Genomic DNA, 14,198 nt, shown 5'->3' on the forward strand with positions numbered 1-14,198 from the left:
ATGCGAATTTACTTAAAAAATATAAGCTTTTCCGCTCTAGTGCTTGTTTTAACTGGGTGTGCTGCAGGTAAGATGTTTATGGCGGGTTACCAGCCACCACAAACTATTGCTGATTTGCTCAACGAGCAATATGGTTTAGCGGGGATACCCCCTGAGATAGAAGACAGAGGTGATAAACCTATCAGTTTAGATGGGCAGTATGCAGATGATACTGCCGCTAACCAGAATGATACAATACAATCTAATGAATATAGTTTTGTTGGTCATCATAATACGGTTCAGCGTTTTAACCCAAGGTTCACGTATAAAAGTGTTCAAGATTATGCTGCTCAACTCGCTATGGGTTTAATCAAAAATGCGACTCAAATAGACCGCAACACAAATATTGCGGTAACGTCTTTTGTTAAGCTTGATACTAGTTTGCAAAATACGACTATTTTGGGCAATCAGTTGGCTGAGTATTCCATATCTGAAATCCAGCAGTATGGCTTAAGCGTGATTGACTATAAGTTGATGCCTGCACTACAAGTGCGTGCCAATGGTGATCTAGCGTTTTCTCGAAATATTATAGAGTTATCGCAGTCGAGCAGTATGGACCATATTATGTCTGGCACTATGATAGAAAGGCAAGATGGGACCTTTGTAAATGCTAGAATTATTAATTTACAAAGTAACAAGGTAGTATCTAGCGCCAGTGTATTAATACCTCATTTTGTCAGTCAACAAATTGCTCTTAATGCCCCCGCTCTTTAGCTCGAAGTTTTATCACTAAAACTCTCACGTCGTATCAGCTTACGCACTAAGAATCGATTGGGGCTTAGTGTGTTACACATCTTTAATCCCATTGGCTGAGGTAACCCTAAAATTTGACAGATTAAGGATTCTGCTAACAAAGGGGCGGTTGTGAGACCTCTTGAGCCAAGACCAGTTAGCATAAATACATTTTGCTGAACACTAGGTATCGGGTAAGTATGACTTGGCTTGGCCTTGTATAAATCGTCTAACTCAGATATTTGTTTTACATCAGGCACGCATCCTACCGCTGGCAGGTGGTCTGGCGTCGAGCATCGAATCCCAGCTCGGGCATACGTTTGTTTATGTTCTTTTTGAGTGGATAAAGCCTCAATCCAAGCATGCTTTTTTAATATCTCGCGATGTAAGTCAAAGTTTTGAGTACTTTCACTATCACGAACACCTGTGTTTTCATCCTCTTTAACATAAGTAGAACCAAGTGCATGAAAGCCATTTGATGTAGGGGTAAAGTATCCTTTGTGGCACAGTAAAGTAGATAATTGACTTAAGGTATCATTAGTTTTTACCAGCTCCACTTGGCCCCTAGTGTTTCTCAAAGGCACTATTTGGTCAACTAAATGCTTACTTCCAGAACCTGTTGCCAAGACTAAAATATCGCTAGTTGCGGTGTCGCCATTATCTAATTCAAGCTCGATTAACCCTTTGTTTTTTTTATACGCTAATAAATGAGTATTTTTTGAAAGACGAACATTATCGAATGTTTCAAAATGCGTAATACAGGCCTCTACTAAACTACTAGGAGAAATCCAACCAGCATCTGGTATGAACAAGGCGTTCATGTGAATAGGAATACCTGCAATGTCTGAGGCTTCTTTATCATCGACTATTTTTGCGACACTAACTGGCCATATTTGTTTTTCGTGCAGTTTTTCTAAACGGGTTTGGGTATTGTCGTTAAAGGCAAGTTGCAGCGCACCGCACCAGTCATGTTCAAATGAGAATTCAGACAGTAAAGTTTGATAGAAGTGTTTCGCATATGAAAAACTAAGTAGTTGAAATCTACTTGCATCGTTATGTTGCGCATTTAATTGAGGGTAGAAGCCCCCAATTGGGCTGCCTGACGCCCCATCAGCAGGTTTATTTGCTGTCCATATAAGGTGAATCTTGTAGCCTTTTTGGGCAAGCTTTAATGCGCTTATCGCACCTGCAAGTCCGCAGCCTACAATGGTGATAAGCGCCTCTTTATCAAATTTGCTTGTACTATGATGGCGATAAAAATACGGGCTTGCAACTCTAGTGCTTAGTTGCTCGTTTGTTAGCGGTAACCTTATACCATAGAGGCTATCACGCTTTTTTCCAAAGCCTTTGCGCTTGTCAACCTTAAACCCTGCCTCTTGCAGACCTCTTTTAACAAAGCCAGCAGCGGTAAAAGTTGAAAATGTTGCATTATCTTTTCCTAAACGAGCCATGTTTGCAAACACTTCGTTTGTCCACATGCTTTGATTTTTGCTAGGAGCAAAGCCGTCTAAAAACCAAGCATCAACAAGTCCTGAACTACCTACATAGAGATCGTTTAATGCTATGTTAACGTCATCAAAATACACATCTAGGGTAATTTGTTCATGAATATGACGTCGGTGCAATCCTGTGAACATAGCTGGATAATCACTTAACCACGCTTGCCATAAATACTGATACTCAGGCCACTGTTGATATATTTGCGCTAAATCATGTTGAGCAATAGGGTGTTTTTCAACTGAAATAAAATGTAAATGTTCTAATACGTGGGTAGGGTTATCGCGCTTGAACTTAACAAAGGCATCTGCCAACACCCAAAAATTCAAGCCTGTTCCAAAACCGGTTTCAGCTACACAAAAACTTGGCTCAGTACAGTTTTGCCAGCGTTTTTCTATATCGTTACCTTGCAAGAACACATAATTAGTTTCATCTATACCGTGGCCTTCTGAAAAATAAACATCGGAATATTCGTCAGAAAAAGGAGTTCCGAGTTCACTTTTACGAATTTTGGCAGAGGATATTTTTGTCATTTTTTGAGCGATACGCCTATAAGCAGAATACTTTAATCAATTAGATTCGAGCTCTTTATACAAATAACTGTTAAAAAAGTGCAGTTTATGCCACATTATAGCGTGTAAATTATGGAGTAAATACCGCTATATGCGTTTTGTTCAAAGTATAGTTTAACTTGACGCTCCTGTTCACCAATAATAACCAGTATTAGCTAATAAAAGGTCTATGATGAAACGTGCAGTTATCACCGGAATGGGAATAATTTCGAGTATTGGAAATAATGTAAAAGATGTATCGGCATCACTAAAAGCAGGTAAGTCAGGGATTACATTTTCTGAGCAGTTCAAAGAAGCAGGCTTGCGCAGTCATGTTTGGGGAGACCCCAAAATTGATTTAAAAGAACACATTGACCGTAAAGCTTTGCGCTTCATGGGGGACGCCGCATCGTATGCATATCTTGCTATGCAACAAGCAATTGAGGATGCAGGCCTCACAGAAGATCAATATTCCAACGAAGAGGTGGGAATTATTGCTGGTTCAGGTGGCGCAAGCTCTGAGAACCAAGGTACTTAGTGCTGATATTATGCGTCAAAAAAGTGTTAAACGTGTTGGGCCTTACATGGTAACAAAATGCATGGGTAGCACAGTCTCGGCATGTCTTGCAACACCGTTTAAAATCAAAGGTGTCAACTACTCTATTTCGTCAGCATGTGCAACAAGTGCTCACTGCATTGGTAATGCACTTGAAATGATACAATTGGGCAAGCAAAAAATGATTTTTGCCGGTGGTGGAGAGGAGTTACATTGGGCCTTGTCAGGTCAATTTGATGCGATGGGAGCATTATCAACTAAGTACAATGACAATCCAAGTGTAGCCTCAAGGACATATGATGCTAATAGAGACGGTTTTGTTAGTGCTGGTGGTGGTGGTATGGTCGTAGTTGAAGAACTAGAGCATGCATTGGCTCGTGGTGCTAAAATCTATGCTGAAATTGTTGGCTATGGCGCAACCTCTGATGGTTATGACATGGTAGCTCCTAGTGGTGAAGGAGCGGTTAGATGCATGCGTCAAGCTCTAAAAACAGTAGATACAAAACTAGATTATTTGAATACTCATGGCACCTCTACACCAGTTGGTGACGTACAAGAACTCAAAGCAATTCAGACTTTGTTTGGCGATGACTGCCCCGCAATCAGCGCAACCAAGTCACTCTCAGGGCATTCATTAGGTGCTGCTGGCGTTCATGAAGCTATTTTTAGTCTGTTGATGCTTGAAGGTGGTTTTATTTGTCCCTCAATCAATATTGACGAATTGGATCCAGCGGCTGAAGGTCTTGATATTGTTACCAAACCCAAAAATGCTGAATTAAATACAGTTATGTCAAATAGCTTTGGTTTTGGCGGTACCAACGCAAGTTTAGTCTTCAGTCGATATAACGGTTAATTAAAAGGAAGTGTTATGGATGTAAAGTCTATGGTAAGTGAGCAAGAGTGGGAAGCGCGCGTTAATTTAGCTGCATGTTATCGAATGATTGCTCATTATGGGTGGGACGACCTTGTCTTTACCCATATTTCCGCTAGAGTCCCGGGGCCAGAACACCATTTTTTGATCAATCCATATGGAATGTTGTTTGAAGAGGTAACAGCATCAAGTCTTGTTAAAGTTGACTTAACAGGGAACAAAGTCATGGAAAGTGAATTTGATATAAACCCTGCAGGATTTGTGATCCACAGTGCAGTTCACGAAGCAAGAGATGATGCTCAATGTGTGATGCATTTGCATACCACAGAAGGCGTGGCATTATCTGTTCTTGAAAAAGGCTTGCAAGCTTATTCCCAGCAGTCTTTGTTCGTACTAAGTTCATTGAGCTATCATGACTATGAAGGGGTTGCTTTAAACCCTGAGGAAAAAGTAAGGTTAGTAAATGACCTTGGAGAGACGAATTTCATGATATTGCGTAATCATGGCTTGCTAACGTGTGCATCGACCATTGCAGACACGTTTTTAGCGATGTTTATTATGCAAAGAGCGTGTGAGATTCAGTTATATGCTCAGTCTACAGGACAAGACCTGATTCAGATTGATGACCAAATTTTAGCGGGGATTCAAGCGCAAGCTTCACAAGTAACTAAATCGGTAGGTGGTGCGCTAGCATGGCCGGGTATTTTGCGTAAATTGGATCGTATGTGTCCAGACTACAAAGACTGACATAGCTGATTAGCTGGAATAGGGATATGCAAAACAATAGTTTTGAGGCATACAAAGCGTATGCGAAGTACATTGAAGTTGATGGAAACAATATTGCTTATTGGCGTCATAAGCACCACCGATTAAAAAGTGAAGAAGCACAAAAACCATGGATTGTGTTTATACATGGTTTTCCAAGTGCTTCATTTGATTGGCAATATCAATGGAAGAAATTAAGCGAAGACTATAACCTTCTGTCCTGCGATCTTTTGGGGTTTGGTTTATCCGATAAACCCCAAAAGCATGTCTATAGTATTGCTCAGCAAGCACATGTTGTAAGTGCATGTATGGAGAAAGTGGGGGTGTCCAAGGCACACTTCGTGGCTCACGATTATGGGGTATCTGTCGCACAGGAGTTGTTAACACAATCACAAATAATATCTTCAGACCTTTTCTTGTCGGTATGCTTCTTAAATGGTGGCTTGTTTGCTGAAAGCCATCGCCCTTTGTTTACTCAAAAACTGTTGAAATCTCCTTTAGGTGGTTTAGCGGCATCTTTTATGAGCAAGAAGACGCTTCACAAAAGCTTCAAGAAGATTTTCGGTCCTGATTCACAGCCAGACACCAATACTATTAATACGCTGTGGTCGATGCTTAAGCATAATGAGGGCACCAAAGTTTTACCTCGTTTGTTGCGTTATATAGATGAAAGACGTGTGTATAGAGACCAATGGGTTCAAGCTATGCAACAATGCAATGTGCCAATGGGGTTTATCAATGGTGTTCAAGACCCAATTTCTGGCCAACATATGCTTGATCAGTTTAATACGATTTTTGATGCAAAGACTTATCCAAATACTGATTCAGTTGGTATTGAAGTGGGGCATTATCCTCAATTAGAAGCGCCTGAAGAAGTAAGTTATCTAATAAAGCAATTCTTAATCCATGGTAAATTTGTTTGAATATACTTGTCGATAATGCAATGCCGTATTGGGAGGACTATTTTTCATCATTTGGTGATGTAAAAACATTTACCGCAGGCGAGTTGATAAGTCGAGATGATTTGGATTTGACTGACATATTGCTTGTTCGCTCTACTACGAAAGTCAATGCGCCTTTGCTAGATAAAATGCCTAAATTACGCTTTGTAGGAACAGCTACTGCTGGGTATGACCATTTAGATATCGACTTACTACACAACAAAAATATAAAGTGGTCTGCTGCTGGCGGATGTAACTCTTCAGCGGTAACACAATATGCACTATGCGCTTTATTTGCATTAGCCGAACAGGATAAATTTCTGTTGAAAAACAAGAAAGTGGCTATCGTAGGACATGGAAATGTCGGTAGCAAAGTAGCTCAAGCTTTAATGGATGTGTCGTGTCAGGTTGTCATTTATGATCCACCTCAAGCTGCACAGCTTACTAAATCCAATAAAAATATCGAATATTGTGATGATTTTAGTGAAGTGCTAAGGGCTGACATTATATGTATCCATGCCCCTTTCAATAGCCATCAAGATTACCCTAGCAAGCATATGTTTAACGCACAGACACTCGCTTCATTAGACTCATCTCAATACTTGCTAAATGCGGGTAGAGGCGAGTTGATTGATAATAAGGCCTTACTTGAAATATGCCAGCAACGCAGAATACAAAACAAACCCCTTTAAATATCGTGTTAGATGTATGGGAAAATGAGCCATTTATCAATAAGGCTCTGATTGAACATTGCCGAATTGCCACTCAACATATCGCCGGCCATACTGTGGAAGGGAAGTCCAGAGGGACAGAAATGCTAGCCATTGCACTACATGATTTGTTCTATCACGGCCAAGCATTGAATATTCCCGCTTTAAACCAACTGCTACCTCAAGATAATAGACAAGTTGATTCAAGATTACGTGATCGTTTGCTAAAAAACACGGACTTTGACGAAGCAGAGACTCAGACTTGCCTTGCTGAAGCATTTCATTTTGCATATGACATACTAAATGATGATAGAGTTTTTCGGCAACACATGTCACAATTTAGCGATTTTATCAAAATTAGGCGTGCATACCCGATTCGTCGAGAATTCAATGCCTTAAAGATTGATGTGGCGAATAACAATATGAAAAATTTACTTGTAAAATTGGGTTTTACGATTGCTAAGAATTAAGCTTTTTGCACCACTAAACTCTTTACACTAATAACACAGGAAGATAATTACAATGTCGCAAGCATTTAACGTTGCTGTTTTAGGAGCAACTGGTTTAGTCGGGCAGACCATGATGGATATTCTTGACCAAAGAAATTTCCCTATAAATACCTTATTTCCTTTAGCCAGTGAGCGTTCGGCTGGCGCTGATGTCGATTTTAAGGGAAAGACATTGACTGTTCTAAATGCTGACGAGTTTGATTGGACGCAAGTACAAATTGCTTTTTTCTCAGCTGGTGGCTCTATCTCTGAAAAGTTTGCACCCATTGCGGCAGAAGCAGGTTGTGTCGTCATAGACAATACATCGCACTATCGCTACGAACCTGATATCCCATTGGTGGTGCCAGAAGTTAATCCTCATGCGATAGCTGAGTTCCGAAATCGCAATATCATTGCCAATCCAAATTGCTCAACTATTCAGATGTTAGTGGCTTTAAAGCCGATTCATGAAGCACTAGGTATAGAACGAATTAACGTATGTACATACCAATCAGTATCAGGAGCTGGTAAGTCAGCCATGGAGGCACTTGCACGCCAAACAGCAGAACTTCTCAATGCCAAAGAGGTCACAGGAGAAGAGTTTTCGAGACAAATAGCGTTCAATGCAATTCCTCAAATTGATGCGTTTATGGATAATGATTACACCAAAGAAGAAATGAAGATGGTTTGGGAGACGCGCAAAATTCTTGGCGATGAATCGATTTTAGTGAATCCCACTGCAGTCAGAGTCCCTGTGTTTTATGGGCATGGTGAAGCGATCCACATTGAAACACGACAAGCCAGTGATGCACAATATGTAAAAGACTTGTTGGCTGACGCACCGGGTATAAAATTATATGATGATCGTGAGTCGTTCCCTACTCAAGTAGGCAGTGCCAGCGGTAATGACCATGTCCATGTTGGTAGAGTTCGCAACGACATCTCTCACCCCAATGGTATTAATATGTGGGTGGTTTCTGACAATATCCGAAAGGGTGCCGCTACCAATAGTGTGCAAATTGCAGAGGTTCTCATACGCGATTATTTATAAGTGAAAATGGCACAATATAGGTTATGCTCTAGAAATCGTCTATATGTGCCGATACCCCTTAATAATCAGAGCAATTTTTAATATGAAAGGTAAGCATCAAACTTGTTTATAAATCATAAAATCATATTGATTGTGGTGACCTTGTTCAGTTTTTTGATGTCATCAACAGTCTTTTCACAACAAATTCAAGGTCCTCGAGATAACCCACAGGTTTTTTCGGGCGTTGTGTATGGGCCCATTGATCAAAATGATACATTATGGCGAATTGCCAGTCGCTATAAACAAGACTCATCATTTAGCGTATATCAAGTGATGTTGGCAATTTATGAGCTTAACCCTCAAGCATTTGAAAATGGTAATTTTAATACGATGGTTAATGGCGCCACTCTTAGACTACCGAGTGACCGCTATATCGCCAGAATTGATCCAATACGAGCACGTGAAAAGGCTGATAGAGATGAACGTGCACTTGGAAGAACGCCTGCAGGACAAACTACTTTAGATGCAGCGCAACAAGAGAATATGAAACCAGATGTGCCACTGGTGAACCAAAATGACCTGTCAAATACTCAAGCTCAGCTTCAGTCTCAATTAGACGCCTTGCGTCGACAACAACAACAACAGTTTGACGCGTTAAAAAACCAAGTAAAAGCATCAATAGAATCCGTCGAAGTACTTTTGTCAGAAAATCAAAAGCTTAACGAGAACTTACTTCGAATAGACCAAAACAATCGCGACTTGACCCAAAAAGTCGAAACAGAACTACAAGCACAACTTAATCAGCAAGTCTCTCAGTTAGATGAACTCATCTCCTTAGTTCGTCAAAGTGAACAAAGTCGTCAAGCTGAAGAAGAGTCAAGTCTAAGTCAATGGTTATTATCAAACACGGGTATTGCAGTCATAAGCGTCAGTTTAGTTTTGCTTATTTTAATCGTATTGGCCATTATCATTTTGCGAAAAACACCTGTTAATGAAAGTAAACAAGAACAGGTAAATGTAAATGAAGATATTATTGACGATGGATTAATCATTGGCGAATCAGATGAAGATAACTCCGACTCTGATGATCTTATCGCGGCACTACAAGAGGATAGCGAGCAGGAAAAAGATGATATTTTATCCGATGAATTAGCGGAAGATGACATCATTACGTCATTGGGCGAAGATGACTTAGAACAAGCTTTAGAGGGTGATTCTTCTTCAAGTTTAGATTTAGAAGAGATGGAAGATGATATGCTGGTGCCTGATGGTGACCATGCAAGCGAAAAAACGCTCGAGGAGCTCGTTGCTGAGGATTATGGAGAGCAAGATAATAGTCAAGTTAGCGGCGATGATTCATTTGACATTGATGATGAAAATATTTTGGACCTTGAAGCTGACATTGATATCGATGAAGAACAATCTAGTAGTGATGATTTGCAAGAGACTACCGATATCGATAGTTTTGACATGGATGATACAAATGATGAAGATTCCCCAAATGGTATCAGTCTAGATGAGCATGGCGAAGTGTCACAGGACACGCTTGTTCAAATTGAACAGCAGATAGAAGAAAAAGATACGACGATTTCATCGATGGCAGATGATTTACTCAGTGAGTTAGAGGCTGTCCCTGAAGATGATAGTGAAATAGACTCATTGGTTGATGAGGATATTGAGCAGCAACAAGACGATGATTTGTCAGAGCAAATATTGTCAGAGTTGGAGCAAGAAGCACAAACCTCAGATGAACTTGATACCCTTTTGGACGAAGCAGACGTTCCCGATTTAGAATTATCAGGTATTGAAGACACGCAAGATGCTGTGCCAGATACAGATTCACAAGATGCTATTGATCTTGATGACCTTGAAGCTTTGGCACCAGCCGACCAAGTGACCGAATTAGCTGATGAGTTGCTAAATGACTTAGAAAATGAACTAAATGATACGGACGAGCTAGATGATTTGTTGGCCCAATTAGACGAGCAAACTTCAGACGGTTCAAATGATCCTGCGTTAAGCACAGAGTCACTTATTAATGATATTCCTAGCTTTACTTCGCAAGACTTAGACAAAGGCACCCCCAGCACAGACAAGCCCATCAGTGAAGTGAGTAGTCAAGCAAGTTCTGATGCAGATGATGTTGAACCAAAGTTAGTGGCTGATGATGTATTGGCTGATTTGCCAGACCTAGATGGTTGGTTAGACGAAGAAGCTCCTTCACAGTCAAACGAAGATAGTTTGACAAATGATAGCGTACCTGCAGATACACCGGCTCAAACGAACAATCAAAATGCTGAAACAAATTTGATTCAGCAAGAGACCGAACAAGCATTGATTGATGAGCTAGATGATGCTGATTTCGATGACATGTTAAGTGAGTTATCCAGCGATGTCGGAGATTTTGACTCTGATATTCCTAACCTTGATGAGCTTCAAGCAACACAAGCGAATGAACAAGATGTTTTTACTGAAGCTGGTTTAGATTTAGATGCATTGATGACTGACGAAAAAGATGCTGATGAATTTATCGAAGTTGATGAGTTACTTGAACAAAGTAATGCGCTAGAGGAAGCTTTGGATGATGACTTAGCGCTTAATCTTGATTCGTCTTTAGACAAATTAATGCAAGGTGATGTATTGCATGCCAACGCTGATGATAGCACAGAGCAAACTAACAATTTGGACCTAGCTCAAGTCTATATAGATATGGGCGATAATGACGCTGCCCGAGAGCTTTTGAATGACGTTATGAGCAATGGTAACGATGTTGATAAAGCAGAAGCTAGACAGCTCTTAGACAAGCTGTAGCGCATTACAATTTAATTCATAACGTGCGCTGCTCCATCACAGGTCTCTATTGCTATTGTGTCGCTGTATCGAATGTTTGAGCTTCTAGCGGGATATTAAAATCTACCGGTTTGTCAAAATCACCACTCATTTCATTTAGTTTACCTTGCTCAAAGCTTAAGATTAATTCACGCCTAACGTCTTCTCCACGTTTTCTCATCCCGCGCTTCATGTCATAAACATAGTACCAAGTATTATCATCAAAACTATCGGCGACAACAGGATTTCCCAAAACAAATTGAACCTGTTCTTTTGTCATATCTATACGAAGCTTATCAACATCCTTTTGTTCTAAAAAGTTGCCTTGAGGGACATCTATGCGATATATCCAGTCTGTACATGCTGAAGTGAATGCTATTGCAACAAATAATATCGCCAATTGAACTAGTTTCATGTCTTGCCTTTTAATATTTTCTTGATTGATTCATAGAGTTTCTGGAATGATGACTCCACCTTGCTCACGAACTCAAAGTTTAGCAAGGCATAGTAACCACCAAAGATAGACCATTCAAGTAATAATTAGTTCTTTGAGTATTATAGTTTCAATAAGTCTTTTGCGTTTGCAATAGCTGTTTGGGTGAGTGCATCTCCTGCAAGAAGGCGTGCAATCTCATTAACTCTCTCTTCTTTGGTAAGTTTAAGTAAATTTGTCTCAGTTGTTTGTCCATCAGTGACTTTACTAACAAACAATTGATGATGTGCTTGTGCCGCCACTTGAGGTAAGTGAGTGACGCACATCACTTGTGCTTTTTCACCAAGTTTACGTAACAACTTACCCACTAATGATGCTGTAGGGCCGCTAATACCTGTATCTACCTCATCAAACACCATTGTCGGCACCTTGACATCCTTTGCACTAATAACCTGCAAGGCGAGTCCAATACGCGACAACTCGCCACCTGAGACCACTTTTTCAAGCACATCTAGGGCTTGTCCAGGATTCACTGATAAATAGATTTGAACGTCATCATTTCCATTTGCAGAAAACTGACTGTGCTCGTTGAAGCTCACTCTGGTCTCAAGGACGGCATGAGGCAAGTTCATTTCTCGAATTGAATTTTGAATCTCTTCACTTAATTTAATAGCAGATTGCTGTCTGGATTCAGATAGGGCTTGTGCATGTTCAATGTATTCTTTTTTCAATGTACTTAGTTTTTCATCTAGTATCTCAACATTGTGCTCATCATTTTTTAGCGATTCATATTCATTTGAAAGTGCAACAAATGCATCAAATAGAGTTTCAGGTTGCACTTGATGTTTACGGGCTAAATCTAGGTAGTTGCTATACCGGGCCTCAAGTAAAGCCACTTGCGCAGGTTCAACGTCAATGGATGATTGATAGCTTTCAAGTTCATGACAGGCATCTTCAGCTTGAATACTGGCGTTTTGTAAACTTTCAATTATCGAGTTTAAACTGCTATCCACTTCTGCAAGTTGATTTAATGTTCGGATACTGTTGTTTAAACTAGCCATCACACTTTGTTCTTCATGATATTTCAATTGGTGCAACACTTGTTCACTAGCATTCATCAAGTCTTGTGTATTGGCTTGTTTTTTAAAATCGGCTTCTATTTGAGGGAATTCATTTTCAACAGGGGCAAACTCTTCTAGCTCTTGCACTTGGTAAGCCAAGAGCTGACATCTATCTTCTCGTTGTTGTTGCTGAGTTTGAAGAATGTGTAACTCTTTTTGACATGCTTTATGTTGTTCGTAGGCTGTTTTTACCTTTATTAAAAGCGCATCATGCTGAGCATAACGGTCTAGAATAGTTCGTTGTGTATCAGCTTTTAAAAATTGATAATGAGCGTGTTGTGAGTGAATAACGGCTAGGCATTGCCCTAAGGATTTTAGTTGACTTAGATTGACAGGTATACCATTGATAAAAGCCTTAGAGCGACCCTCTGGACTGATAACTCTGCGAATAAAACACTCATCTGGATTGTCTTCTTGGCTCAAATCTTGTTCTGATAGAAATGCTTGGGCGCTAGGGATTTTGATAATATCAAAATGCGCGATAACTTCTGCTTTTTCACTGCCTTCTCTTACCATGTTTGATTCGGCGCGTGCGCCTAAGCAAAGCCCTAATGCATCTAGTGCAATTGATTTACCAGCGCCAGTTTCGCCTGTAATCGCGGTAAGACCGTTTCCTAATGAAAGGTCAACCCGTTTAACAATGGCTAAATTCTTTATAGCGATATGAACAAGCATGTTTTATACCTCACAAATAATACACTGATAATATATACAGTGTTTTATCGGGTGTAAAGATGCTTATATTAAAAAAGTTTGCTGCCCCAGTTAAGTTTAGTCCTCAACACATTAAAGTATGAGTATTCAGGCGGATGAACAAGACTGAGCTTATGTTTTGCTTTTTTCAAGCGGACCTCATCGCCTGCTGACAAGCTTATTACGGCATGGCTATCACACGAAATTTGTACGCTATCTGCATTTTTGCTCGAAATTTTAAGGCTAAGTTCATCATTTGCATCTACCACAATGGGTCGACTAGTCAGTGTATGAGGAAACATTGGAACAAGGGTTAACACATCTAAGTGAGGCACAACGATTGGCCCGCCGCCAGATAATGAATAGGCAGTAGAGCCTGTTGGGGTTGCTACAATTAAACCGTCTGAACGTTGACTGAAAACAAAGTCTTGGTTAACGTGAAGTTCAAACTCCATCATATGTGCAACTTTGCTATGATGAAGCACCACTTCATTCACCGCGACATGAGTACTGACCAATTGGTCCTTGGAATATATCTGTGCTTCTAGAAGAAATCGCTCTTCTCGGTACAGTTTTTCATTAAAAATAAATGCCAGTTGACGAGAAATATCTTCGGGGTTTATATCGGTTAAAAAACCTAAGTTGCCTCTGTTTACTCCAATTACATCGATGTTGTAGCCTGCCAGTACTCTGGCAGCACCTAGCATATATCCATCGCCACCCACTACAATAGCTAAACTAGCCTGTTCACCAATCTCCTGCATTGAGCACACGCTAAGGTCTTTATCATTAATTGAATCTTTAATGCGCTGCTCAACTAATATGCGACATCCTAACAGCCGTAACTCGTCTACAAGCGCATTAAGACTGGTGAAAGTTGCAGAATGTCCTGGCTTTCCAATTAAGCCAACGGTGTGGTAGCGCATAAAATAGAGAATCGTA

At 40.2% G+C, this 14,198-nt stretch carries 11 protein-coding genes and 1 pseudogene; 8 read left to right on the forward strand and 4 right to left on the reverse strand.

The features are described 5' to 3' along the window. The gene (locus ACZ1G6_RS05620) at positions 1-753 is read left to right on the forward strand and encodes a FlgO family outer membrane protein (protein ID WP_472618419.1); all 753 of its coding nucleotides are present in this window, start codon (positions 1-3) and stop codon (positions 751-753) included. On the opposite strand, the gene mnmC is transcribed toward ACZ1G6_RS05620, so the two are convergent. Next, the gene (mnmC, locus tag ACZ1G6_RS05625) at positions 750-2,801 is read right to left on the reverse strand and encodes a bifunctional tRNA (5-methylaminomethyl-2-thiouridine)(34)-methyltransferase MnmC2/FAD-dependent 5-carboxymethylaminomethyl-2-thiouridine(34) oxidoreductase MnmC1 (RefSeq protein ID WP_472618420.1); all 2,052 of its coding nucleotides are present in this window, start codon (positions 2,799-2,801) and stop codon (positions 750-752) included. The two genes, ACZ1G6_RS05620 and mnmC, sit on opposite strands and share 4 nt — an antisense overlap. 211 nt (positions 2,802-3,012) lie before the next feature. On the opposite strand from mnmC, the pseudogene fabB reads away from it, so the two are divergent. The 7 genes and pseudogenes from fabB to ACZ1G6_RS05660 all read left to right on the forward strand — a co-directional run bounded on the left by fabB (position 3,013) and on the right by ACZ1G6_RS05660 (position 10,991). Further along, positions 3,013-4,228: pseudogene (fabB, locus tag ACZ1G6_RS05630) on the forward strand (beta-ketoacyl-ACP synthase I). A 15-nt stretch (positions 4,229-4,243) separates the two neighbouring features. Next, positions 4,244-4,993 (forward strand): class II aldolase/adducin family protein, encoded by a 750-nt coding sequence (locus ACZ1G6_RS05635; protein ID WP_472618421.1) that lies wholly within the window; start codon positions 4,244-4,246, stop codon positions 4,991-4,993. A gap of 26 nt (positions 4,994-5,019) precedes the next feature. Then, positions 5,020-5,934, forward strand: coding sequence for an alpha/beta fold hydrolase (locus ACZ1G6_RS05640; RefSeq protein ID WP_472618422.1), 915 nt, complete (start codon positions 5,020-5,022; stop codon positions 5,932-5,934). Next, positions 5,931-6,644, forward strand: a complete 714-nt coding sequence (locus ACZ1G6_RS05645) for an NAD(P)-dependent oxidoreductase (RefSeq protein ID WP_472618423.1) — start codon at positions 5,931-5,933, stop codon at positions 6,642-6,644. Before ACZ1G6_RS05640 ends, ACZ1G6_RS05645 begins: the two co-directional genes overlap by 4 nt. After that, complete coding sequence (locus ACZ1G6_RS05650; RefSeq protein WP_472618424.1) at positions 6,608-7,132, forward strand: DUF3410 domain-containing protein; 525 nt, start codon at positions 6,608-6,610, stop codon at positions 7,130-7,132. Before ACZ1G6_RS05645 ends, ACZ1G6_RS05650 begins: the two co-directional genes overlap by 37 nt. A 52-nt stretch (positions 7,133-7,184) precedes the next feature. After that, entirely contained in the window at positions 7,185-8,201 is a 1,017-nt protein-coding gene (locus ACZ1G6_RS05655; RefSeq protein ID WP_472618425.1) for an aspartate-semialdehyde dehydrogenase, read from the forward strand. Positions 8,202-8,303: 102 nt separating this feature from the next. After that, positions 8,304-10,991, forward strand: a complete 2,688-nt coding sequence (locus ACZ1G6_RS05660) for a FimV/HubP family polar landmark protein (protein ID WP_472618426.1) — start codon at positions 8,304-8,306, stop codon at positions 10,989-10,991. Between the two features lie 52 nt (positions 10,992-11,043). Here ACZ1G6_RS05660 and ACZ1G6_RS05665 read toward each other — a convergent pair whose 3' ends face one another. The 3 genes from ACZ1G6_RS05665 to nadK form a co-directional block, all read right to left on the reverse strand. Beyond that, positions 11,044-11,424, reverse strand: coding sequence for an outer membrane protein assembly factor BamE (locus tag ACZ1G6_RS05665; protein WP_472618427.1), 381 nt, complete (start codon positions 11,422-11,424; stop codon positions 11,044-11,046). A 140-nt stretch (positions 11,425-11,564) separates the two neighbouring features. Continuing rightward, entirely contained in the window at positions 11,565-13,238 is a 1,674-nt protein-coding gene (gene recN / locus ACZ1G6_RS05670; protein ID WP_472618428.1) for a DNA repair protein RecN, read from the reverse strand. Positions 13,239-13,306: 68 nt separating this feature from the next. Beyond that, complete coding sequence (nadK, locus tag ACZ1G6_RS05675; protein ID WP_472618429.1) at positions 13,307-14,182, reverse strand: NAD(+) kinase; 876 nt, start codon at positions 14,180-14,182, stop codon at positions 13,307-13,309. Positions 14,183-14,198 lie beyond the last annotated feature (16 nt).

It is taken from the genome of Glaciecola sp. HA4-3, from assembly GCF_055693685.1.